This window comes from Dactylosporangium sp. NBC_01737, assembly GCF_035963215.1.
Classification (GTDB): Bacteria; Actinomycetota; Actinomycetes; order Mycobacteriales; family Micromonosporaceae; genus Dactylosporangium.
The window spans coordinates 4416052-4435843 of record NZ_CP109153.1 but is presented as its reverse complement, the minus strand read 5'-3'; the positions used below and the strand labels follow the sequence as shown (position 1 = coordinate 4435843).

23 protein-coding genes and 2 tRNA genes are annotated in these 19792 nt (G+C 71.8%); 11 read left to right on the top strand and 14 right to left on the bottom strand.

The window, feature by feature from the left end:
• Window positions 1-113: 113 nt before the first annotated feature.
• Complete coding sequence (locus tag OHA72_RS20200) at window positions 114-545, top strand: SsgA family sporulation/cell division regulator (protein ID WP_033356715.1); 432 nt, start codon at window positions 114-116, stop codon at window positions 543-545.
• A gap of 127 nt (window positions 546-672) precedes the next feature.
• On the opposite strand, the gene OHA72_RS20195 is transcribed toward OHA72_RS20200, so the two are convergent.
• Window positions 673-960 (bottom strand): DUF4873 domain-containing protein, encoded by a 288-nt coding sequence (locus OHA72_RS20195; RefSeq protein WP_327009350.1) that lies wholly within the window; start codon window positions 958-960, stop codon window positions 673-675.
• Window positions 961-1006: 46 nt separating this feature from the next.
• On the opposite strand from OHA72_RS20195, the gene OHA72_RS20190 reads away from it, so the two are divergent.
• On the top strand, window positions 1007-1936 hold the full coding sequence (locus OHA72_RS20190) for an AurF N-oxygenase family protein (protein WP_327009349.1): 930 nt from the start codon (window positions 1007-1009) through the stop codon (window positions 1934-1936).
• Window positions 1937-1969: 33 nt separating this feature from the next.
• On the top strand, window positions 1970-2152 hold the full coding sequence (locus OHA72_RS20185; RefSeq protein ID WP_327009348.1) for a hypothetical protein: 183 nt from the start codon (window positions 1970-1972) through the stop codon (window positions 2150-2152).
• A 221-nt stretch (window positions 2153-2373) separates the two neighbouring features.
• Here the strand turns inward: OHA72_RS20185 and OHA72_RS20180 are convergent, their stop codons facing one another.
• The 4 genes from OHA72_RS20180 to OHA72_RS20165 all read right to left on the bottom strand — a co-directional run bounded on the left by OHA72_RS20180 (window position 2374) and on the right by OHA72_RS20165 (window position 5771).
• Window positions 2374-3030, bottom strand: coding sequence for a class F sortase (locus tag OHA72_RS20180; protein WP_327009347.1), 657 nt, complete (start codon window positions 3028-3030; stop codon window positions 2374-2376).
• Between the two features lie 35 nt (window positions 3031-3065).
• Window positions 3066-3932: a DUF4397 domain-containing protein gene (locus OHA72_RS20175; protein WP_327009346.1), complete on the bottom strand. Its 867-nt coding sequence runs from the start codon at window positions 3930-3932 to the stop codon at window positions 3066-3068.
• A 215-nt stretch (window positions 3933-4147) separates the two neighbouring features.
• The gene (locus OHA72_RS20170) at window positions 4148-5005 is read right to left on the bottom strand and encodes a CAP domain-containing protein (protein WP_327009345.1); all 858 of its coding nucleotides are present in this window, start codon (window positions 5003-5005) and stop codon (window positions 4148-4150) included.
• Between the two features lie 106 nt (window positions 5006-5111).
• The gene (locus tag OHA72_RS20165; RefSeq protein WP_327009344.1) at window positions 5112-5771 is read right to left on the bottom strand and encodes a TetR/AcrR family transcriptional regulator; all 660 of its coding nucleotides are present in this window, start codon (window positions 5769-5771) and stop codon (window positions 5112-5114) included.
• A 74-nt stretch (window positions 5772-5845) separates the two neighbouring features.
• Here OHA72_RS20165 and OHA72_RS20160 point away from each other — a divergent pair, with 74 nt between their 5' ends.
• A complete protein-coding gene (locus tag OHA72_RS20160; protein WP_327009343.1) occupies window positions 5846-6514 on the top strand; it encodes a pentapeptide repeat-containing protein in 669 nt (222 codons plus the stop codon).
• Here the strand turns inward: OHA72_RS20160 and OHA72_RS20155 are convergent.
• The 3 genes from OHA72_RS20155 to OHA72_RS20145 form a co-directional block, all read right to left on the bottom strand.
• A complete protein-coding gene (locus OHA72_RS20155; RefSeq protein WP_327009342.1) occupies window positions 6459-6911 on the bottom strand; it encodes an STAS domain-containing protein in 453 nt (150 codons plus the stop codon). The two genes, OHA72_RS20160 and OHA72_RS20155, sit on opposite strands and share 56 nt — an antisense overlap.
• A gap of 90 nt (window positions 6912-7001) precedes the next feature.
• Window positions 7002-7502 carry a hemerythrin domain-containing protein gene (locus OHA72_RS20150; RefSeq protein WP_327009341.1) on the bottom strand — a complete coding sequence of 167 codons (501 nt, stop codon included), beginning with the start codon at window positions 7500-7502 and terminating at the stop codon, window positions 7002-7004.
• Window positions 7503-7565: 63 nt separating this feature from the next.
• On the bottom strand, window positions 7566-8120 hold the full coding sequence (locus tag OHA72_RS20145) for an O-methyltransferase (RefSeq protein ID WP_327009340.1): 555 nt from the start codon (window positions 8118-8120) through the stop codon (window positions 7566-7568).
• A 79-nt stretch (window positions 8121-8199) separates the two neighbouring features.
• Here OHA72_RS20145 and OHA72_RS20140 point away from each other — a divergent pair, with 79 nt between their 5' ends.
• Complete coding sequence (locus OHA72_RS20140; protein WP_327009339.1) at window positions 8200-8919, top strand: DUF4097 family beta strand repeat-containing protein; 720 nt, start codon at window positions 8200-8202, stop codon at window positions 8917-8919.
• A gap of 7 nt (window positions 8920-8926) precedes the next feature.
• Here OHA72_RS20140 and OHA72_RS20135 read toward each other — a convergent pair whose 3' ends face one another.
• The 6 genes from OHA72_RS20135 to OHA72_RS20110 all read right to left on the bottom strand — a co-directional run bounded on the left by OHA72_RS20135 (window position 8927) and on the right by OHA72_RS20110 (window position 16660).
• Window positions 8927-10168: a serine hydrolase domain-containing protein gene (locus OHA72_RS20135; RefSeq protein ID WP_327009338.1), complete on the bottom strand. Its 1242-nt coding sequence runs from the start codon at window positions 10166-10168 to the stop codon at window positions 8927-8929.
• 22 nt (window positions 10169-10190) lie between these two features.
• Window positions 10191-10766, bottom strand: a complete 576-nt coding sequence (locus tag OHA72_RS20130; RefSeq protein ID WP_327009337.1) for an ATP-dependent Clp protease proteolytic subunit — start codon at window positions 10764-10766, stop codon at window positions 10191-10193.
• An 87-nt stretch (window positions 10767-10853) separates the two neighbouring features.
• Window positions 10854-12749, bottom strand: a complete 1896-nt coding sequence (locus OHA72_RS20125; RefSeq protein WP_327009336.1) for an AMP-binding protein — start codon at window positions 12747-12749, stop codon at window positions 10854-10856.
• 39 nt (window positions 12750-12788) lie between these two features.
• Window positions 12789-13067 (bottom strand): DUF6295 family protein, encoded by a 279-nt coding sequence (locus OHA72_RS20120; RefSeq protein WP_327009335.1) that lies wholly within the window; start codon window positions 13065-13067, stop codon window positions 12789-12791.
• Between the two features lie 44 nt (window positions 13068-13111).
• Window positions 13112-13879 carry a dienelactone hydrolase family protein gene (locus OHA72_RS20115; protein ID WP_327009334.1) on the bottom strand — a complete coding sequence of 256 codons (768 nt, stop codon included), beginning with the start codon at window positions 13877-13879 and terminating at the stop codon, window positions 13112-13114.
• Window positions 13880-13969: 90 nt separating this feature from the next.
• Window positions 13970-16660: an FHA domain-containing protein gene (locus tag OHA72_RS20110; protein WP_327009333.1), complete on the bottom strand. Its 2691-nt coding sequence runs from the start codon at window positions 16658-16660 to the stop codon at window positions 13970-13972.
• A 119-nt stretch (window positions 16661-16779) separates the two neighbouring features.
• On the opposite strand from OHA72_RS20110, the gene OHA72_RS20105 reads away from it, so the two are divergent.
• The 6 genes from OHA72_RS20105 to OHA72_RS20080 all read left to right on the top strand — a co-directional run bounded on the left by OHA72_RS20105 (window position 16780) and on the right by OHA72_RS20080 (window position 19780).
• The gene (locus OHA72_RS20105) at window positions 16780-17967 is read left to right on the top strand and encodes a S8 family peptidase (protein WP_327009332.1); all 1188 of its coding nucleotides are present in this window, start codon (window positions 16780-16782) and stop codon (window positions 17965-17967) included.
• Between the two features lie 131 nt (window positions 17968-18098).
• The gene (locus OHA72_RS20100; protein ID WP_327009331.1) at window positions 18099-18674 is read left to right on the top strand and encodes an RNA polymerase sigma factor; all 576 of its coding nucleotides are present in this window, start codon (window positions 18099-18101) and stop codon (window positions 18672-18674) included.
• 22 nt (window positions 18675-18696) lie between these two features.
• On the top strand, window positions 18697-19143 hold the full coding sequence (locus OHA72_RS20095; RefSeq protein WP_327009330.1) for a hypothetical protein: 447 nt from the start codon (window positions 18697-18699) through the stop codon (window positions 19141-19143).
• Between the two features lie 50 nt (window positions 19144-19193).
• On the top strand, window positions 19194-19601 hold the full coding sequence (locus OHA72_RS20090; protein WP_327009329.1) for a VOC family protein: 408 nt from the start codon (window positions 19194-19196) through the stop codon (window positions 19599-19601).
• Window positions 19592-19664 (top strand) — tRNA-Ala (locus OHA72_RS20085). The genes OHA72_RS20090 and OHA72_RS20085 overlap by 10 nt, the downstream gene beginning before the upstream one ends.
• A gap of 40 nt (window positions 19665-19704) precedes the next feature.
• Window positions 19705-19780: transfer RNA gene (locus OHA72_RS20080), tRNA-Gly, on the top strand.
• Window positions 19781-19792: the final 12 nt, after the last annotated feature.

The window sequence follows — 19792 nt, the reverse complement described above, 5'->3', positions numbered from 1 at the left end:
AGAAACACTACAGAGTGAGATCGCAGAATCACTACGCGTAACACTGGGAATCGCCTCAACATAAGAGAGGCGGGGCACGGCATGCTCCGCAGCGGTGCCGGGGGGAGTACGACATGAGCGCTATCCGACCATCGACCGTCGAGGTCGAGACATCCCTACGACTCGTCGCGCCCGACGCGACTGCATTGCCGGTGCGAGCCAGCTTGCGATACGACCCGAACGACCCGTACGCGGTCCACGTCCTCTTCCACGCCGAATCGGCAGGGGGCGAGCCGGTCAGCTGGTCCTTCGCCCGTGAGCTGCTGTTCACCGGCCTGGACGAGCCCGCGGGCATCGGCGACGTGCGGGTCTGGCCGTGGAACGGACCACGCGGCGACTTCGTCGCGCTGGCCCTGTCCTCACCGGACGGCAACGCGCTGTTCGAGGTTCCACGCAGCGTGCTGGTGCGCTTCCTGCGCCGGACGTACAGCGTCGTGCCGCGCGGGCACGAGACCGACCACCTGGACGTCGACAACGCGGTGAACAGGCTCCTCGCCGGCCGCTGACCGCGTCCGGCACCGAGGAGTCAGCACCACCGGGACCGCGTCAACCGGGCGCCACACCGACGACCACCCTCCGCGAGCAGCCCGCCAGCTGCCGAGGGCACGGTCGGAGGGTGGCGCCCGACGTTTCTCACGGCGCACCGTGCGGCGGGGCGCCGGTGCCGCAGAACCTGACGTTGCCCCACGGGTCGACCTCCAGCAGGCGCGCCGGCACCGGCTCCGCCGGGGCGCAGCGCAGTCGCACGTCGCGGCGCCCCGCCCGCACCAGTGCGGCCACCGCCGCGTCGCCGCGCATCCGGCCGCCCCAGTGGTACCGGCCGTCCAGCGGCTGGAAGTGCCCGGTCAGGTGCAGCTCGACGGCGTGGGCGGCGCCGTCGACGAGCAGCTCGGCCTTGACCGGTTGCGGTTCCTCAGGCATGGTACTGATGAGTACCAAGTCCTGCCGGAGCCGTCAAGGAGCAGCGATGCCGACCGTGTCCGCAGCCACCGCCGCAGCACAGACGCCACAGCGCGAGGCCACCGCCGCGCGGCTGCTGAAGATCTCCGCCGGCAACTCCTACGACCCCGACGTCGACATCGACTGGCGGGCGCCGCTGGACCCGGAGCGCATGTTCGCGCCCGAGCACCGGCTGTCGCTGTACGGCACGGCCCTGTGGGACGGGCTCACCCCGCAGCAGCGCATCGAGCTGTCCAAGCACGAGGTGGCCAGCATCGCCAGCATCGGCATCTGGTTCGAGATGCTGCTCATGCGGCTGCTGCTGCGGCACGTCAGCGACCAGGACCCGCGCACCGGCCACGTGCAGTACGCGCTGACCGAGGTCGGCGACGAATGCCGCCACTCCATCATGTTCGCGAGGATGATCGAGGCGTTCGGCGCGCCCGCGTACCGGCCGGCGCCCGTGGAACGCGCGCTCGGCAAGTACCTCGGCGCGACCGCCGGCGGGGTGCAGACGTTCGCCGCGGCCCTCATCGCCGAGGAGATCCTCGACGCCCTGCAGCGCGAGGCGATGGCCGACGACAGCCTCCAGCCGCTGGTCCGGATGGTGTCACGGATCCACGTCGTGGAAGAGGCCAGGCACATCCGCTTCGCCCGCGACGAGCTGGCCCGCCAGGTCGCGGCGAGCCGGCGCGGCTGGGCCGGCCGGGCGTCCCTGGCGTACTCGCGGCTCATGATCGGCCGGGCCGCGTGGACGGTCACCCACTCCCTGATCCACCCGGGCGCGTATGCGGCGGTCGGCCTCGACCCGGTCCAGGCGCGGGCCGCAGCCTGGCGCAACCCGGTGTTCCGCGAGACGCTGCGCTGGTCGGCGGAGCGGGTCACGGCATACCTGCAGGAGCTCGGCCTCGTCGAGGGCCCGGCCAGGCGGCTCTGGCGGGCATCGGCACTGATCTAGGCCAGCAGATGCCGCGGCGCTACTGTGAGCGCCATGAAGTGGGTATTGGTGATCGTCGGCGCGCTGCTGATCCTCTCGGGCGTGGTCTGGACGCTCCAGGGGCTCGACATGGTCGGCGGCAGCTCGATGAGCGGCAACAAGATGTGGGCGGTCATCGGCCCGATCACCGCGATCGTCGGTGCGGTGCTGTTCCTGCGGGGCGTGCGCAAGCGCTGACACGCACGGGTTGGGAGATCCAGATCACGGGACGATGCGTGCCGGGCGCGCTACTGTCGAGTGAGTCGGTGTGCTGTGTGTCCCCGGGCCTCACCACACTGCCTTCACGGAATACCGTTCGGCTGGAGCCGTGATGCGCCTATCGCCGCGAGGCGACCTGGCACACCGACCTTAACTTCTCTGGGTTGCACGCAGCCCAGACCCGTTCAGCTCAGACCCGTTCAGCTCAGCACCGCGTAGACCACGACGTTGTCGCGGTAGGAGTGGCGGGCCGCGTCGAAGTCACCGCCGCAGGTGATCAGCCGCAGCTCCGGCAGCGGCGTCGGGCCGTAGACCTTCTCGCTCGGAAACTTCGCCTTCGCGTAGTGCTCCCGGGCCGTCACCGTGAAGGTGAGCCACGCGCCGCCGCGCTGCACCTCGACCCGGTCCCCCGCCTTCAGCTCGTGCAGCTTGTAGAAGACCGCCGGGCCGGTGCGGGAGTCGACGTGCCCGGCCAGGACCGCCGGGCCCGGGTCGCCGGGTGCGGTGCCGGCGGCGAACCAGCCGGCCTCCTCGTAGACCTTGGGGCTCTGCAACTGCCCGGCCGCGTCGGTCGTGAGCGACTCCAGGCCGGTGTCGACCCCCAGCGACGCGATCCGCAGCCGCGTCGGCGGGGCGTCGGCGGACTCCACGCCGAAGTTCAGGTCGATGCGGTGCGGGACGATCCAGGTCGACTCGCCGGCGTCGATGTCGACGCGGCGGCCGACGAGCGTCGCCGCGCCGATGTAGACCGGCGCGGCGAGGGCAAGGACGCACGCGATCAGGGTCAGCGTCCGCCGCCGGCCAGGGCTCAGGCGCAACGCGCGATGCCTGACGACCTGATCGGCGGACCTGACCATGCTCTCAGCCTACGAGTTGTTCAGCGCACGGGTGTTCAGCCTGCGATGACCTGCCTGCGGCGCACGAGCAGCACACCACCGGCGGCCAGGAGCACCAGCAGCCCGGCGGCGACCGCGGCGCCCTGCCAGACGCCGAAGCCGGCACCGTCCAGGTCCGCGGTGCCGCCGCCACCGGTGTCGACGCCACCGGCGGGCACGCCGTTGCTGGTCGCGTCGGTGCGCAGCTGGGCGGTGAGGCCGCTCTTGCCGTCCAGGACGATCAGCGAGTACACGCTGCCGGCCTTGAGCGGCGCGGTGACCGTGGTCGCGGCGGTGGTGACGCTCGGCGGCGTGAGCCGCAGCGTCCACTTGCCCGGGTCGACCAGCTGGTAGTCGGTGGTCGTGGCGAACTGGACGTTACCGGCGATCTTCGCGCCGTTGGCGATCGAGACGTCCAGGGTCGGCTGCTTCACCGACGCCTGCACCACGCGGACCTTGGCCTTGCTCGGGTCCGGCAGCGCCAGGTCGTCCGGGATGACCCGCAGGCCGAGGTCGGTGAACTTGCCGACGCCGGCAACCGTGTATGCCTTGCCCTCCACGACCGTCGCCTGGGTGCTCAGCACCGGCGGGCTGTCGGCGGCCGCGCCGGGCAGCCGCATCGCGACCGCGTAGGTGCCGGGCGCCAGGGGCAGGTACTTCGACACCACGCCGTAGCCGACCGCGTCGAACTTCTGCGTCGCCATCGAGCCGCTGACCGAGCTCAGGTAGACGTCGACGGCAGGGGTGTCGGGCGAGAGGTGGGCGAGGCGGACGTAGCCGACCCCGGCCGCGGCGGCCGGGGACGCGCCGACGAGCGACACGCCGAGGCCCAGCAGCGTCGCAGCGGCGAGCACCCCGGCTCGTCGAAGGGAGGCAGCGATCACGTTGGTAGTCCCTTGCTCGAAAGGCAGGTTCGAGATGCGGGTGGTGCGCACCCGCGCGAAGGGCAAAATTGAGTAATCCGCCCGGGCACCATAAGCACTGACCGATGTGCACGATGCCGAATGGCGCGCCGAAACGCAACCGCTGGACGGTCTTTTTCCACTACCGAGCGGTATACCGATCGGTAGTGATCACTGCACGCGGCCCTGCCGCCGGGTTACCGCGGGCTGCCGAAGTCCTGGGTCCAGATCGGGGTCTTGCCCTGGTACGCCAGGCCGACGCCGAGGTCCTTCAACCCGCAGTTGAGGATGTTGGCGCGGTGCCCGGAGCTGTTCATCCATGCCTTCATGACGTCCGCCGGCGTGCGCTGCCCCTTCGCGATGTTCTCCGCCGCGCCGGACCACTTGTACCCGGCGTTCGTGATGCGGGTGGCGAAGCTGGTGCCGTCCAGCGACGTGTGTGAGAAGTAGTCGTTGGTCGCCATGTCCTGCGAGTGCTTGCGCGCCGCGGTGGTCAGCTTCGCGTTGTACGCCAGCGGCTTGCAGCCCGCCTTCGCCCGCTCGGTGTTGACGATCACGAGGACCTGCTGCTCGTAGGAGAGGTTGCCGGCGGCCGGGGCGGTCGTCTTCGGCTTCGCGGGCGGCGTGGTCTGCGCCTTCGTCGGCGTCGCGCTGGTCGGGGCGGCGGTGCTCGGCTCGGCGGAGGCGCCCTCGACCCCGCCCGCGGCGGACGGGTCACCGGCGGCCGGGTCGCCGGCGTTCGCCGGTTCGCCGGTCGTGTCGCCCGCGACGGACGTGCGCGCGGCGTCGCCGTCGTTGCCGAGCAGCACGGCACCGCCGAACGCGGTCGCACCGACGACGAGCAGGGCGGCGACGCCGACCCCGACGATCACGGCGAGCCGGGTGCCCCGGCGGTGGCGGGGCGCGTGCCCCTCGGTGTCCGGCTCCTCGCCGAAGGCGGGCTGCTCACCGTAGGCCGGTCCTGCGCCGTAGGCCGGTCCTGCGCCGTAGGCGGGTCCTGCACCGTAGACCGGCTCTTCGCGATACGCGTCGTCGTACGGGCCGTACGCGGACACCAGCTGCCTCCTGAGGCACAGACGACTACCACCGCACCGAGCCTATGAGCCCGGCCGCCGCCTTTCCCAACCAAGGGCGCCGATTTCACGACGATCTAAGCGAAACTTATGCCTCGGCGTCCGGTGTGCCGTCCGCCGTGCCGGGTTGTAGCAACGCGGTCACCGCGCGGCGCAGCACGGCGGTCGCGGCGTCGACGTCGAGGTGCAGCTCGTCGCGCAGCATCGACCACGACGCGAACGTCGTGGCCACCGTCAGCGCGTGCAGGGACTCCTCGCGGGCGTTCGCACCGCCGCCGGCAGTGTTGCCGCCCACGCGGTCCAGCTCGTCGGCGAAGAGCTTCTCCAGCTCCTCGCGGGCGTTCGTCACGTACCAGGTCCGGTTGTGCCGCAGCGCGGCGGAGAACGGCTCCCGCAGGCGGGCCGCCCGTGCCGCCGGGGCGATGAGTTCGAGCAGCCGGGCGCGCTGCTCGCAGTACACCTGGATGCGCTGCGGCAGGGGCAGCTCCTGCGGGACGGGGCGGTGCTCGGCGAGCTGACGCTCCATCAGCCGTGCACCGGCGGCGGCGAAGAGCCGCTCCATGTCCTTGAAGTTCGTCCACAGCGCCCGCAGGGAGACCCCGGCGCGCTCCGCGATCCGCTCGGCCGTCGGTTTGAGGTCACCCTCCTCCAGCAGCGCGAGGTGGGCGTCGACGATGGCGCGCCGGGTCCGCTCGGCCCGCAGCGTGCGCCCGTCGATCCGCCGCTGCCCGACTGCTGCCTCACTCATGCCAAGCCCCACGGGCACCGTTCATGACGTGCACTGTTCATGACGCATCAGCCTACGTGTGTACGGTGAGCTGCGTGGCACTGCGCACCGTGCATGAACTCGACATCGATCTCCCCGTCATCGACCAGGGTGAGCTCGAGCCGGTCAGCGCGCCGTGGGGCGGCAACCTCAACGACGCGCACGTGCAGACCGGCCGCGCCATCCGCACCACCCTCATCGACGCCCGCTTGCGGCGCTCCCACCTGGAGAACCTCGACCTCAACGGGGTCGTGTGGGAGGACGTGACGGTCACCGGCTGCCGCTTCGAGAAGGTCGACTTCACCGCGGCGCGGCTCACCGGCCTGACCTTCGAGCGGGTCCACTTCGTCAACTGCAAGCTCACCTGGGCGCATCTGGCCGAGTCCCGTCTCGGTGACGTGCTCTTCGAGGGGTGCCGCCTGGACGCCGCCACCCTCGACGACATCTCCACGATCGGCCCGACCGGTTTCGTCGGCTGTGTCCTGGTCAACACCGTCTTCCGGGACTGCGTCCTGCCCCAGGCGGCGATGTCCGGGTGCCGGTTGCGGCAGATGTCGTTCGAGAGCTGCGACCTGCGCGGCGCCGACCTGCGCGGCAACCAGCTGTCGGAGGTCAGCGGCGTGAGCAGCCTGCGCGGCGTGACCATCGAGCCGGCGCAGCTGCCGGGGCTCACCGACGCGGTGATGCGGGACCTCGGCGTGATCGTCCGCGGGCCGAAGGGTTGACCCGCCAGCGGGGACGGCGGCGGGCAGGGTAGGCGGGCTCGTCGATGCACGCGGCGCTCATCGCCGGGCCCGCCAAGATCAGGTCGCGCGGGTCCGCCTCGACCGCCCCCTCCACGGAGGCGAAGGCGGCGATCCCGTCCATCCCGGCCGCGACCTGGGCCCACGACCGGATCGCCGGCGACGGGGCGGCGAGCCGCAGCTCACCGCCCCGCTGCCAGGCGAGTTCGGCGACCCTGACCAGCAGGGCCGCGCCGGCGGTGTCGCAGACCGTGACCTGGGAGACGTCCAGGACCAGGCGCGGCTCGGCCGCCACGAGACAACCGGCGAGGACCGGTTCCACGGTCTCGACGGTCCCTTCCACGAGCAACCCGTGCAGGGCAAGCACCACGGCGTTCATCGGCTTCGACGGTACCGGCACACCCCGACCCCAGCGCCTCGTTCGGTCGGATGACCCCGCGAGGGCCGTTGGTTCAGGCGCGCACCACCATCAGGCGCGGATGGCGTCGAGCGCCTTCTTCAGTGCTTTCGGCTCGGCGGGGGTCGTCGGCGCGTCGGGGCGCAGCTGCTGCATCCGGGCGCCGATCTCCTGCAGCTGGTTGCGGCCGAGGCCCTCGCGGACCTTCGGGAACCAGTCCTGCTCCTCCTCGTCGATGTGGTGCGTGACACTTTCGATGAGGACGGTGACCTTCGCGTCGAAGTGCTCGTCGTCCGGCGTCATCGTGAACAGCTCCATGCACAGCACGTCGGCGACGTGATGCTCCTCGTACGACTCGAGGATGTCCTCGTCGAGGTCGGGCAGGAGGCGGCGGACCTCCGGGTACATGACCTCGTTCTCCAGGTACGTGTGCACGGTCAGCTCGCTCAGGATCTGCTTGACGATGCGTGCCTTCGTCGCCGCCGGCCCGTCCTGCGCCGCCTGGAACTCCTTGAACAGCCGTTTGACGGTCTTGTGGTCTTCCTTCAGCACGACAATGGCGTCGGTGGACATCGGGTCTCCTCACGGGCGGGGCTTGACAGCTCCCCAGTACCCGCCCGCCAGCAGGGCAAACAGTCACCGCCGGGTGCTCAGCACCATGCCCGAGCCGTGGTCGAGCTCGACGGAGACGAGGTGCGGGTGCTCGACGAGGGTGCGGCGCACGCCGTCCTGCCGTGCCGTGAAGTCCTCGGGCCAGTCCGCGGCGGGCCGCATGTCGTCGACGGCGAGGATGCCCCGTGGCCGCAGCGCGGCGATCGTCAGGTCGAGCCCCTCGGTCTTGCCGCCCGGCGCGTCGGCGAAGATCAGGTCGAACGCGCCGGCCGCGGTGGGCAGGAACACACACGCGTCGGCGACCCGCAGGTCCACAAAGGACGGCCACGCCTGCGTCGCGGCGACCGCGGCCGTGCGCGGGTCGAGCTCGACCGAGGTGACGGTCACGTCGGTGCGCTCGCCGAGCCCGCGGACCAGCCAGGCGACCCCGACCCCGGCACCGGTGCCCAGCTCGAGGATGTGCCCGCCCGGCCGCACGCCCGCCGCGAGGGCCGCGAGGAGCTGACCGACGGGACGCTCGCAGGACATGGGGAAGCCGCTGCTCTCGGCGCGGGCGTAGGCGGCATCGACGAGATCCATGCACCGACCCTATCGAGGCGGTTCGAACCGCACCGACCCTACGCAAGGGAGCCCTGTGGCGCGTGCGAAGCTGACCTCCGTGAAGTCACCGCGGATCCTGACGCTCGCCGCCCTGCTGGCCCTCGCGGCATCACCGGTCCTCGCCGGCTGCGGCTCCGACACCCCGTCGACGGGCAATGACCGCGCGAAGGACGGCAGCTCGCAGACGGCCACCAACACGTTCGAGGTCAAGGACGACGTCAGCGTGGTCGACATCGACAGCGTCGGCGGCGCGATCACGGTGAAGGTCGGCGCCGGCCCGACGATCAAGGTGACCGAGACGTCGACGTTCAAGACCGACAAGCCGGGCCGCAAGCAGAGCGTCGACGGCGGTGAGCTGGTGCTGGCCTCGACGGGCTGCGCGAGCGGTGACTGCTCGATCGCGTACACGGTGGAGATCCCCTCCACGCTGAGCGTGCGCCTGGACAGCGCAGGCGGCGCGATCAAGCTGTCCGGGCTGACCGGCATCATCGACGTGTCCTCCGACGGCGGCGCGCTGACCGGCGACGGCCTCGCCCCGCCGGAGCTGACCGCCCGCACCGGCGGCGGCGCCGTCGAGCTCGCGGTGACGCAGGCCCCGGACCGGGTCGACGTCGACAGCGGCGGCGGCAACGTGTCGCTGAAGCTCACGAAGGACGGCTACGCCCTCGACGTCGAGCTCGACGGCGGCCAGCAGACCGGCACCGTGAAGTCCGAGGCCGCCTCGCTGCACAAGGTCCACGTGGTCACCAGCGGCGGCAACCTGACCTTCGGCCAGTGAGCACGTTTCAGTCGGTGAGTGCCGAGTAGATCAGCTGGCGTAGCTGCGGCCGGATCGGGTGGGTGCTGGACGGCAGCAGCTGCGCGTAGAACGCGACCGTGAGCCGCTCGGCCGGGTCGATCCAGAAGGCGGTGCTGGCCGCGCCGCCCCAGTAGTACGTGCCGGGCGTGCTCGGCGTGCGCGCCGGCACCGGGTCGCGGACCACGGCGAAGCCGAGGCCGAAGCCGATGCCCTCGAACGTGGTCTCGGCGAACCCGCCGGTCTGCAGCCGGTCCAGGTCGACGCCGCCGGGCAGGTGGTTGCGGGTCATGAACCGCACCGTCCGGCTGCTGAGCAGGCGCTCGCCCTCCGGGCCGGTGCCGTTGCGCAGCAGCATCGAGGTGAACCGGTGGTAGTCCGCGGCGGTGGAGATCAGCCCGCCGCCGCCGGACTGCAGGGCCGGCTCCTGCAGTGCGTGCTGGCCGATCGGGTCGAACCGGACCGCCCTGCCGTCCGCCGGGCCCGGCACGTACAGCGCGGCGAGCCGTTTCGCCTCGTCGCCGCCCGGGTCGACCCACCAGCGGGTGTCGGTCATGCCGAGCGGCTCGAAGATCCGGGTGCGCATGAAGTCGCCGAGCGACTGCCCGGACACCACCTCGACGAGCCGGCCGAGGACGTCGGTGGACACGCCGTAGCCCCAGCCGGTGCCGGGCTGGAAGAGCAGCGGCAGCGCCGCCCAGTCGCGGCACGCCTGGGCCAGGTCGATGCCGGCCTTCGGCAGGAGGTCGTAGCCGGCCTTGCGGTACAGCGCGTCGACGACCGACGTCTGCAGGAACCCGTACGTGAGGCCCGACGTGTGGGTCAGCAGGTGCCAGACGCGGATCGGCTCGGCCGCCGGCACGGTGAACGGCGCGCCGGCGGAGCCACGGTCGTAGACCTGCGGCGCGGCGAACTCGGGCAGCCACCGGCTGATCGGGTCGGTCAGCTCGAAGCGGCCCTCCTCCCAGAGCATCATCGCCGCCACCGACGTGATCGGCTTCGACATCGAATAGACGCGCCACAGGGTGTCCGGCTCGACCGGCAGGCCGGCCTCCAGGTCGCGCCGCCCGCAGGTCGAGGCGTGCGCGACCCGGCCGTCCCGGCTGATCACGAGCTGCCAGCCGGCGAGCCTGCCGTCCTCGACATAGCGCGCGAAGTGGGTGTCCAGCGCGGCCAGCCGTTTCGCGTCGAAGCCGACCTGCTCGGGCGCGACCTCACGTTCGATGCTCACGCCCGGCAGCCTAAACGCGCGATCAGGAAACGGCCAGCTGCTCCGCGCCGGCGACGACCCGGTCGACGAAGCCGTAGTCGACGGCCTCCTGCGCGGTGAACCAGCGGTCCCGGTCGGAGTCCTCCTCGATCTGCTCGCTCGTCTGCCCGGTGTGCTCGGCGATGAGCCGCTGCATGGTCCTCTTCGTGAACAGCATCTGCTCGGCCTGGATCGCGATGTCGGCCGCGGTGCCGCCGATGCCGCCGGACGGCTGGTGCATCATCACCCGCGAGTGCGGCAGGGCATAACGCTTGCCGGGGGTGCCGGCGCTGAGCAGGAACTGCCCCATCGAGGCCGCCATGCCCATCACGACCGTCGACACGTCATTGGGCACGAACCGCATCGTGTCGTAGATGGCCAGGCCGGCGCTGATGACGCCGCCCGGGGAGTTGATCCAGAGGCTGATGTCCTTCTCGCTGTCCTCGGCGGCGAGCAGGATCAGCTGGCCGCAGATGCGGTTGGCGCTCTCGTCGTTGACCTCGGTGCCGAGAACGATGATGCGCTTGGTGAGCAGCCTGTCGAAGACGGCGCTGTCGAAGGGGATCTCTGTGTCAGCCATGACCCGACGGTATGCACAGCGCCGCGGGAACGGACCACCGGTTCGCTCACAGCGTGTTCGCTGTGAGCGTGTTCACCCTCACTGTGCTCACGGCCGGGGTGCGCGCAGGATGGGCCGCAGCGCGTCCAGGACCGACGCGTCCTCGATCGTGGACGGGACCGCCGGGTCGCCGCCGTCGGCGATGCCGCGCATGGTCTTGCGCAGGATCTTGCCGGAGCGGGTCTTGGGCAGCGCCGGCACGACCTGCACCCGGCGCAGCGACGCGACGGCGCCGATGCGGCCGCGTACCAGTGCGACGAGCTCCCGCTCGAGCTCCTCCTCGTCGAAGCCGGGTCCGGTGTCCACCCCCGCTTTCAGCACCACGAACCCGCGCGGCACCTGCCCCTTGAGCTCGTCGTCGACCCCGATCACCGCGCACTCGGCGACGGCGGGGTGGGCGGCGAGGACCTCCTCCATGGAGCCCGTGGACAGGCGGTGACCGGCGACGTTGATGACGTCGTCGGTGCGGCCCATCACGTACAGGTAGCCGTCGTCGTCGAACCGGCCGCCGTCGCCGGTCAGATAGGTGTCCGGGAACGCCGACAGGTACGACGCGACGAACCGCTCGTCGTCCTGCCACAGCGTCGGCAGGCAGCCGGGCGGCAGCGGCAGGCCGATGACGATCGCGCCGTCGACGCCGGGCGGCGCGGGCGTGCCGTCGGGCTGCAGGACCCGCACGTCGAACCCCGGCACCGGCACCGACGGCGAGCCGGGCCTCGTCGGCATCGGCTCCAGGCCGCGCAGGTTCGCCGCGACGGGCCAGCCTGTCTCCGTCTGCCACCAGTGGTCGACGACGGGCACGCCGAGGGTCTGCCCCGCCCACTCGTAGGTCTGCGGGTCGAGCCGCTCACCGGCGAGGAACAGCGTCCGCAGCGTGCCGGTCCGGTACTTCGCGATGAGCTTGCCGTCCGGGTCCTCCTTGCGGATGGCGCGGATCGCGGTCGGCGCCGTGAACAGCGCCGTCACCCCGTGCTGCTCGACGACCCGGAAGAACGCGCCGGCGTCCGGGGTGCCGACGGGCTTGCCCTCGTACAGCACGGTCGTGGCGCCGACGAGCAGCGGCCCGTAGACGATGTAGGAGTGGCCGACGACCCACCCGACGTCCGACGCGGCCCAGAACACGTCCCCCGGCCCGGTCGCGTAGACGTTGGCCATCGACCAGGTCAGGGCGACGGCGTGGCCGCCGTTGTCGCGCACGATGCCCTTCGGCCGGCCGGTGGTGCCCGAGGTGTACAGGATGTACAGCGGGTCGGTGGCGGCGACCGGTACACACGCGGCGGCCGGCGCTCCGGCGAGCGCGTCGTCCCACGTCAGGTCGCCCGGGCGCAGCTGCCCGGGTGCCTGCTCGCGTTGCAGGATCACGCGGTGCGCGGGCTGGTGCGTGGCCTCGGCGAGCGCTGCGTCCAGCAGCGGCTTGTAGGCCACGACGCGGCTGCCCTCGATCCCGCACGACGTGGCGACGACGACCTTGGGCCGGGCGTCGTCGATGCGGGCCGCGAGCTCCTTCGGCCCGAACCCGCCGAAGACGACGGAGTGCACGGCGCCGAGCCGGGCGCAGGCGAGCATCGTGATGATCGCCTCCGGCACCATCGCCATGTAGACGACGACCCGGTCCCCCTTGCCGACGCCGAGGCGTTGCAGCGCCCCGGCGCACGTGGCGACCTCGTCCCGCAGCCTGCGGAAGGTGTACGTCCGCAGGGTCCCCGTGACGGGACTGTCGTAGATGAGTGCCGTGTCCTCGCCGCGCCCGGCGGCGACGTGCCGGTCGACGGCGTTGTGGCAGGTGTTGAGCTCCGCGTCGGGGAACCAGCGGTAGAACGGCGGGCGGTCGCCGTCCAGCACCCGGATCGGCATGCGCTCCCAGTCGACGCCGGCGGCGGCGTCGCGCCAGAACAGGTCGGGGTCGGCGAGACTGCGCTTGTACGTGTCGCGATAAGCGCCCATCCCTCGATGTCTACACCGCGTTCACCCCGCTGGCCAGGCCTACCCGCTGGCGCTCGCGCTGGCCAGCCCCGCGGGCGCGTTGTCCAGGGCGGCCGTGATCGCGGCGATCAGCGCGCGGGCCGCCTCCTCGGTCAGCTCGACCGCGACCCGCGCCGACGGCCCCTGCGCCGGGTCGGCGAAGTCGATGTTGAGGGTGTGACCGAACGGCGCGTGGTGCGGGTGGTCGACGTAGACCGCGGCCCGGGTGACCGGGAACCAGCCGGCCGGCCCCTTGGCGCTGCCCTCCAGCTCGACGGTCTCGGTGTCGTACGTGCACATGGTCGGACCTTCCTGCTCGGACTTCCCTGCTCAGACTTCCCTGCTCAGACTTCGAGGCGCTTGCCGCCGAGGTGGCGGTCGAAGAACGCGAAGATCCGCTGCCAGCCGTCGACGGCGGCCTGCGGCCGGTAGCCGGGCCGGTCCGGGGCGAAGAAGCCGTGGCCGGCGCCCTCGTAGCTGTGCCGCTCGAACTGCTTGCCGTGCCCGGCGAGGATCCCGGCGAGCCGGTCGACCTCGGCCGGCGACGGGTTCTTGTCGTCGTCGCCGAACAGGCCGAGCACCGGGCAGCTCAGGTCGCCGAGCCGGTCCTTGATCGAGGTCATCTTCAGCCCGGTCGACGCCGGCGGCGGCTCCAGCGCGAACGCCCCGTAGCAGTCGACGGCGGCGTCGAGCGGCAGCGCGGTCGCGACGAGCAGCGCCTGCCGCCCGCCCGAGCAGTGCCCGATGACGCCGACCTTGCCGTTGTGGGCGGGCGTGCCGTCCTCACCCGTCATGCCGCGCAGCGCGTCGGCCGCGGTCCGCACGTCGCGGATGATCTGCTCGTCGGGGATGCCGCCCTGCCCCCGCACGAACGCCGACGCGTCGTCCGGGGACGCGCCGGGCGCCTCCCGCCAGAACAGGTTGGGGCAGATCGCGAGGTAGCCGCCCGCGGCGAAGCGCCGCACCATCTCCTTCGTCGACTCGTCGTAGCCGGGCAGGTGGTGGATCACCACCACGCCGGGGAACGGCCCGGCGCCCAGCGGCACCGCCTGGTAGGCCTGGATCTTCTCGTCCCCGACGTGCACCGTCCCGGCGCGGATCGCATCAGACATGCCTGCAAACCTACTGCCACTGTGGATCACCGCCGGCGCGGATCGCTGCCCGCCCGGATCGCTGCCCGCCCGGGTCACTGCCCGCCCGGGTCACTGCCGGCCGGGCTCCAGGCGGCGCAGGGCCAGGCGGGCCAGGCCGATCAGGGCGGCGATCTGCAGCACCAGGATGAGCACGGAGCGCCACCACGCGCCGGTGGTGTGCTCCCACAGGGAGTCCTTGAACGGGATCATCGACTGCAGGTCGACCGTGGAGGCGCCGGCGCCCAGGCCCCAGCGGGTCGGGAACAGCCACGCGATCTGCTGCAGGACGTTCTGCCCCTCCAGCTCGAACAGGCCGCCGGACAGCACCAGCTGCGCCATCACGACCACGACGAGCACCGGGGTCGTCTGCTCGGTCGTCTTCGCCAGGGCGCTGACCAGCAGGCCGAACGCCATCGACGCGAGCGCGACCAGCGCGACCGGGATGCCGATCTCCAGCAGCCAGTGGTCCTGGAAGATCAGCGGGTCCTTCGGCGGGTTCTTGCCCAGCAGCGCGAGCCAGGTGAACAGCGCCGTCTGCCCGACGATGATGATCGAGAACACGAAGACCTTCGACGCCAGATACGCCCCGGCGGACAGCCCGACGGCCCGTTCCCGCTTGTAGATGGTCGCCTCGTTGACGATCTCGCGGATCGCGGCGGCGGTGCCGAGGAACGCGGCGCCGACGGCGAGCACGACCAGCAGCCGCTGCGCCTCCAGGCTGAACTTCGTCAGCCCGGGCGCCAGCCCGTTCTCACCGGGGACGGTGCGGGTCAGCAACGCCAGCGCGAGGGGCAGCCCGACGGTGAACAGGGCGAGCCCGCGGTCGGCGCCGATGACCCAGAACATGCGCAGGCACAGGGTGAGGAACTGCCGGATCGGCGCCGCCGGGTGCAGCGCCCGGCTGCGCAGCGACGCCCCGCCGAGCTTGACCCGCGCCCGCCCGACCGCCCGCGCCGGCTTCCCGCCGGGCGCCGACCCCGGAGCCGACCCGGCGCCGGGATCCGCACCGGCGGGACCTGCCGGGCGCTTGGGCATCGCCTGCTCGGCCGTCGGTGACTCGAGCGCGGCCGGGTCGCCGGCCGGCAGCGCCGTGGTCGCCGCGGCGGGCGTCGCGGCACCTGGCGTCGTGGCACCTGGCGTCGCGGCATCGGAAGCCGCGGCGGCGGCGATCGCGGCGTCGGCCGGGTCGCGGGGCAGCGGGACGGTGACGCGCTCGACCACGGCCGGCTTCGGCAGCGGGGCCTCGGCGATCTGGGCCGTCACATACTGCGTGTAGAGCTCGGAGCTGCGATACGTGCGGGTCCAGTGCTCCGCGTTCTTCGTGACCTCGCGGAACACCTCGGCGTAGTCCTCGGCGCCGAAGAAGGACAGCAGGTCGGCGGGCGGGCCGAAGTAGCCCATCCGGCCGCCGACGGTGAGGACCAGGACCCGGTCGCACAGGTCGAGGTGCATCACGTTGTGGGTCACGACGGCCACGGTGCGGCCCTTGTCGGCCAGGTCGCGCAGCTCCTCCATGACCTCCTTGTCCAGGGCGGGGTCCAGCCCGGAGGTCGGCTCGTCCAGGAACAGCAGCGACGGCTCGGTCAGCAGCTCGAGGGCCACGGAGACACGCTTGCGCTGGCCGCCGGACAGCTTGTCGATGCGCATCTTGGCGCGCTCGGTGAGGTTGAGCGTGCGCAGCACCTCGGCGACACGGACCCGGCGCTCCTTGCGCGGCACGTCGTCGGCGAAGCGCAGCGCGGCGGCGAAGCGCAGCGCCCGGCGCACCGTGAGCTGGCGGTGCAGCACGTCGTCCTGCGGGACCATGCCGATGCGATACCGCAGCTCCGCGTAGTCGGCGTAGAGGTCACGGCCGTCATAGCGCACCGTGCCCTGGGTCGCTGGCCGCAGCCCGGCGACGGCCTTGACCAGGGTCGACTTGCCGCAGCCGGACGGGCCGATGACGGCCAGGAGGCTGCCCTCGGTCAGCGCGAAGCTGACGTCGTCGAGCAGGATCGCGTCCTTGATCCGCACGGTGAGGTCGTCGGCGATGAGCGAGGACGGCCCGGCGTCCTCGAACTCGTGCAGCCGCATCCCGTCGAAGATGAACTCGTGCTTGCCGATCGAGATCATGTCGCCGGGCTGCATCGCCTGGCGGGTGACCTGCTTGCCGTTGTGGAACGTGCCGTTGCGGCTGCCGAGGTCGACGACCTCGTAGCCGGTCGGGGTGCGGCGCAGCTCGGCGTGGTTGCGTGAGGTGCGCAGGTCGCTGAGCACGATGTCGTTGTCGGGTCCGCGCCCGAGCCGGATCAGCGCGCCCGCGTTGTGCAGCGCCGTCTCCCGCTGCTGCGCCGGCGGCTGGTGACCGGCCTGCTGATGCCCCGGCTGCTGGTGACCCGGCTGCTGCGGGACCGGCGGCTGGACCGGCACCTGCTCGGTGATCGTGACGACCTTGAACGAGACGGCGGGGCCGTCGGCGGCACCGAGGTGCACCACTCCCCCGTCGACGGCGGCGACGAACGCGGCCTTCTCGCCGGCCACGTAGGTGCCGTTGCGGCTGCCGAGGTCGCGCAGGAACCAGCTGTCGTCGTTCCAGATCACCTCGGCGTGCCTGCGGGAGATCAGCGTGCCCTCGACCACCAGGTCGTTGGCGGCGTCGCGGCCGATGGTCACGGTGTCGTCGGGGCGCACCAGCGAGCGCGCCTGCCCGGAAGCACCGGCGACGGTCACTTCGAGGACGGTGAGTTCACGGGTCACGGTCTGCTGGTCATTGCTCGCCACGGGCATCATCATGCCGCCCGCGTACGACAGAAAACAGCGGGGGGAACACGTCGGCAAGGTTTTTTGTATCAGGAACCCGACGGGCCTCCTCTTCTCTGCAGACCACGTGAGGAGGAGCCATGGCACCAGCGGACGCCCGTTCGGAGCAGTGGCGGTCGCGACGCGCCCGCCGGCTCGCCGGGCTGGGGTGGGTGCGTCGCGAGGACCGGGCGGACGGCACCCCGGTGCGGTTCGTCGCGGATGAGCTCCTGGTGCTCGACGACCACTTCGCCACCGCTCGTCAGGCGTTCGTGGAGCAGGGCTTCATCGTCGGGGACATCGTGGAGGAGGGGGATGTCCCGGACGGGTTCCGGCGGGTGCGGCTGCCTGGCCTGGACGTCGCGCGCGCCGCGAGGCGGGTGCGGGTCCAGGCCGAGGCGGCCGGTGACACCAGGGTGGCCGCCGGACCCAATCACGTGTTCGTATCGACGCCGTTCGAGCACGCCGGGCCGTATGGCCCGCCGCGACCGACGGCACCAGGCCACCTCACGGTCCGTGACCATGAGGTGCCGGAGGTCGAGGTGCTCGTGCTGGACACCGGGGTGTGGCTGAACAGCCCGCTGCCCAAGGACCGGTATGTCACCGACGACTTCGAGTCCGACCTGAGCGACGGCACGGACGCCGGCGGGGACGGGGTGCGCGACGGTGACGTCGGGCACGCCAACTTCGTCGCCGGGGTGCTGCTCACCAGGTCCGAGCGGGTGCGGCCACGGGTGATGAAGATCGTCGACACGTTCGGGGTTTGCCGTGAGAGCGACCTGATCGCCGGTCTCGGGCAGGCGTACGACCATCAGATCATCAACCTGTCGCTGGGCGGTTACACGCTCGACGACCGGCCGCCCCTGCTGCTGACCGCGGCCCTGGCACGGCTGCTGGGCAGCGGCGACCGCGTGGTCGTCGCCGCCGCCGGCAACGACGGGCAGCACGACCGGCCGTTCTGGCCCGCGGCCTACGCCGGCACCAGCGTGTCGTGGCGGCGGCGGGTCATCGCCGTCGCGGCGCACGACGGCCGGCGGATCAGCGACTGGAGCAACACCGGCACGTGGATCACGCTCGCGGCGCCGGGCGCCGACGTCACGAGCACCTTCGTCAACCACGAGGGGTTCGACGACGGCTGGGCCACGTGGAGCGGCACGTCGTTCGCGGCGCCGTTCGTCGCCGCGGCGATCGCCGACGCGCTGCCCGGGGCCGGTTCGGCCCGGCTGGCGGCGGAGGCGGTCATCGCGGGCGCGGCCCGCAGATACGGCCGATATGCGGGGCTGGCGTGATCCTCGTCCACGGCAGGCACAGCGCACACCACAGACACGGCAGCCACACCAGGGGGAGGGGGGTGACGGGGTGCGGCACGCAGGTCGCCGCGTCCCGTCACCCCGGGGGCGCGATGATAGCCTTCGAGACCATGGCTGAGCCTGAAAACGCCGCGGTCCTGAGGGCGGCCGCCGCCGGCGACCAGAAGGCTTGGGAGTCCATCGTGGACAGATATGCCAACCTTGTCTGGTCGGTCGCGCGCAGCTTCCAGCTCGGCACCTCCGACGCCGCCGACATCAGCCAGGCCACCTGGCTGCGCCTGATCGAGCACATCGACGACGTTCGCGACGCGGACAAGCTCGGCTCGTGGCTGGCGACCACCGCGCGGCGGGAGGCCCTGGCACTGCTGCGCCGCGGCGGGCGGGACGTGCCGGCCGGCGCCGCCACCGACTTCGTCGGGATCATCGGCGGCACGCTCACCGGCGGCACCGCCGGCGAGGACGAGGAGCCCGACGCGGGCGTGCTGCGCGACGAGCGGGACGCGGCGCTGTGGCACGAGTTCCGCACGCTGTCGGAGCCCTGCCAGCAGCTGCTGCGGGTGCTCATCGCCGATCCCCCGCCGAGCTACGCCGAGGTGTCGGCCGCCCTCGACGTGCCGGTCGGCAGCATCGGACCGACCCGGCAGCGCTGCCTCGGCACGCTGCGACGCAGATTGGGTTCGACATGACGTACTGGGCAGGACCGACCCGATGATCGGGGAGGAAGAGGTGCTGAGGGCATTGCGCGACATCGCCGGCCGGCGCGACCCGGTGCCGGACCACGTCCTGTCCGCGGCGCGGGCCAGCATCGCCTGGCGCGACCCGGACGCGGCCCTGGCGCGGCTCACCGCCGACTCCGCGGCGTCCCGGCTGGTCGCGGTCCGCGGTGGCGGCTCGCCGCGGCTGCTGTCCTTCTTCGGCGGTTCACTGACGATCGACGTGCAGGCCACGATCCGTGAGGGCGCGGTCGAGATGGTCGGTGAGGTGTCGCCGGCGGTGCCTGCGCGGGTGGTGCTGGAGTCCCCCTCGGGCAATCACGAGACCGACGTCGACGACGAGGGCCGGTTCCGGTTCCAGGGTGTCGTGGCCGGGTCGGTGCGGCTGCGGTGCGAGCCCGCCGAGGGTGCGCCGGTCCACACCGAATGGGTGCTGCTCTAAGAGGTGCAATTCGCCACGAGACGGACACTTCCGACGGTACCCTGCAAAGCATGCCGATCGATCACGTGCAGATCGTGTCCATCCCGGTGAGCGACCAGGACCGGGCACGCGACTTCTACGTCAACGCGCTGGACTGGGAGCTGGTCAGCGACAACGACTCCGGCGACCGCCGGTGGGTCGAGGTGGCGCCGAAGCACGGCCAGACCGCGTTCACCCTCGTCACCTGGTTCGAGACCATGCCCGCGGGTTCCCTGCGCGGCATCGTGCTGGACACCGACGACATCGAGAAGACCTTCGAGGAGCTGTCCGAGCGGGGCATCATCTTCGACGGACCGATCGAGGAGGGGCCGTTCTCGCGGGTCACGAGCTTCTCCGACCCCGACGGCAACACCTTCGTGCTACACCAGCTCTACCAACCTCGCACGAGGGTACTAAGCTTCCCGCCGGCAGGGTCGTAGCGCAGAGGTCGTCGCGCCGGCACAGCACGCTGGAGGACGTCGGTTCGATTCCGACCGGCTCTGCCCCGAAACGCTGTGCCCGCGCGTCTATGCTCGACCGCGGTGGGCCGTAGCGCAGAGGTCGACGCACCGCTTTGCCAGAGCGGAGGACGCCGGTTCGATTCCGGCCGGTCCACCCAATACCCGCGTTC

Bases quoted from the DNA above. Each gene is read 5' to 3' on its own strand.
- OHA72_RS20200 (WP_033356715.1), top strand. From the start codon at position 114: ATGAGCGCTATCCGACCATCGACCGTCGAGGTCGAGACATCCCTACGA.
- OHA72_RS20195 (WP_327009350.1), bottom strand. From the start codon at position 960: ATGCCTGAGGAACCGCAACCGGTCAAGGCCGAGCTGCTCGTCGACGGC.
- OHA72_RS20190 (WP_327009349.1), top strand. From the start codon at position 1,007: ATGCCGACCGTGTCCGCAGCCACCGCCGCAGCACAGACGCCACAGCGC.
- OHA72_RS20185 (WP_327009348.1), top strand. From the start codon at position 1,970: ATGAAGTGGGTATTGGTGATCGTCGGCGCGCTGCTGATCCTCTCGGGC.
- OHA72_RS20180 (WP_327009347.1), bottom strand. From the start codon at position 3,030: ATGGTCAGGTCCGCCGATCAGGTCGTCAGGCATCGCGCGTTGCGCCTG.
- OHA72_RS20165 (WP_327009344.1), bottom strand. From the start codon at position 5,771: ATGAGTGAGGCAGCAGTCGGGCAGCGGCGGATCGACGGGCGCACGCTG.
- OHA72_RS20155 (WP_327009342.1), bottom strand. From the start codon at position 6,911: ATGAACGCCGTGGTGCTTGCCCTGCACGGGTTGCTCGTGGAAGGGACC.
- OHA72_RS20150 (WP_327009341.1), bottom strand. From the start codon at position 7,502: ATGTCCACCGACGCCATTGTCGTGCTGAAGGAAGACCACAAGACCGTC.
- OHA72_RS20145 (WP_327009340.1), bottom strand. From the start codon at position 8,120: ATGGATCTCGTCGATGCCGCCTACGCCCGCGCCGAGAGCAGCGGCTTC.
- OHA72_RS20130 (WP_327009337.1), bottom strand. From the start codon at position 10,766: ATGGCTGACACAGAGATCCCCTTCGACAGCGCCGTCTTCGACAGGCTG.
- OHA72_RS20125 (WP_327009336.1), bottom strand. From the start codon at position 12,749: ATGGGCGCTTATCGCGACACGTACAAGCGCAGTCTCGCCGACCCCGAC.
- OHA72_RS20120 (WP_327009335.1), bottom strand. From the start codon at position 13,067: ATGTGCACGTACGACACCGAGACCGTCGAGCTGGAGGGCAGCGCCAAG.
- OHA72_RS20115 (WP_327009334.1), bottom strand. From the start codon at position 13,879: ATGTCTGATGCGATCCGCGCCGGGACGGTGCACGTCGGGGACGAGAAG.
- OHA72_RS20105 (WP_327009332.1), top strand. From the start codon at position 16,780: ATGGCACCAGCGGACGCCCGTTCGGAGCAGTGGCGGTCGCGACGCGCC.
- OHA72_RS20100 (WP_327009331.1), top strand. From the start codon at position 18,099: ATGGCTGAGCCTGAAAACGCCGCGGTCCTGAGGGCGGCCGCCGCCGGC.
- OHA72_RS20095 (WP_327009330.1), top strand. From the start codon at position 18,697: ATGATCGGGGAGGAAGAGGTGCTGAGGGCATTGCGCGACATCGCCGGC.
- OHA72_RS20090 (WP_327009329.1), top strand. From the start codon at position 19,194: ATGCCGATCGATCACGTGCAGATCGTGTCCATCCCGGTGAGCGACCAG.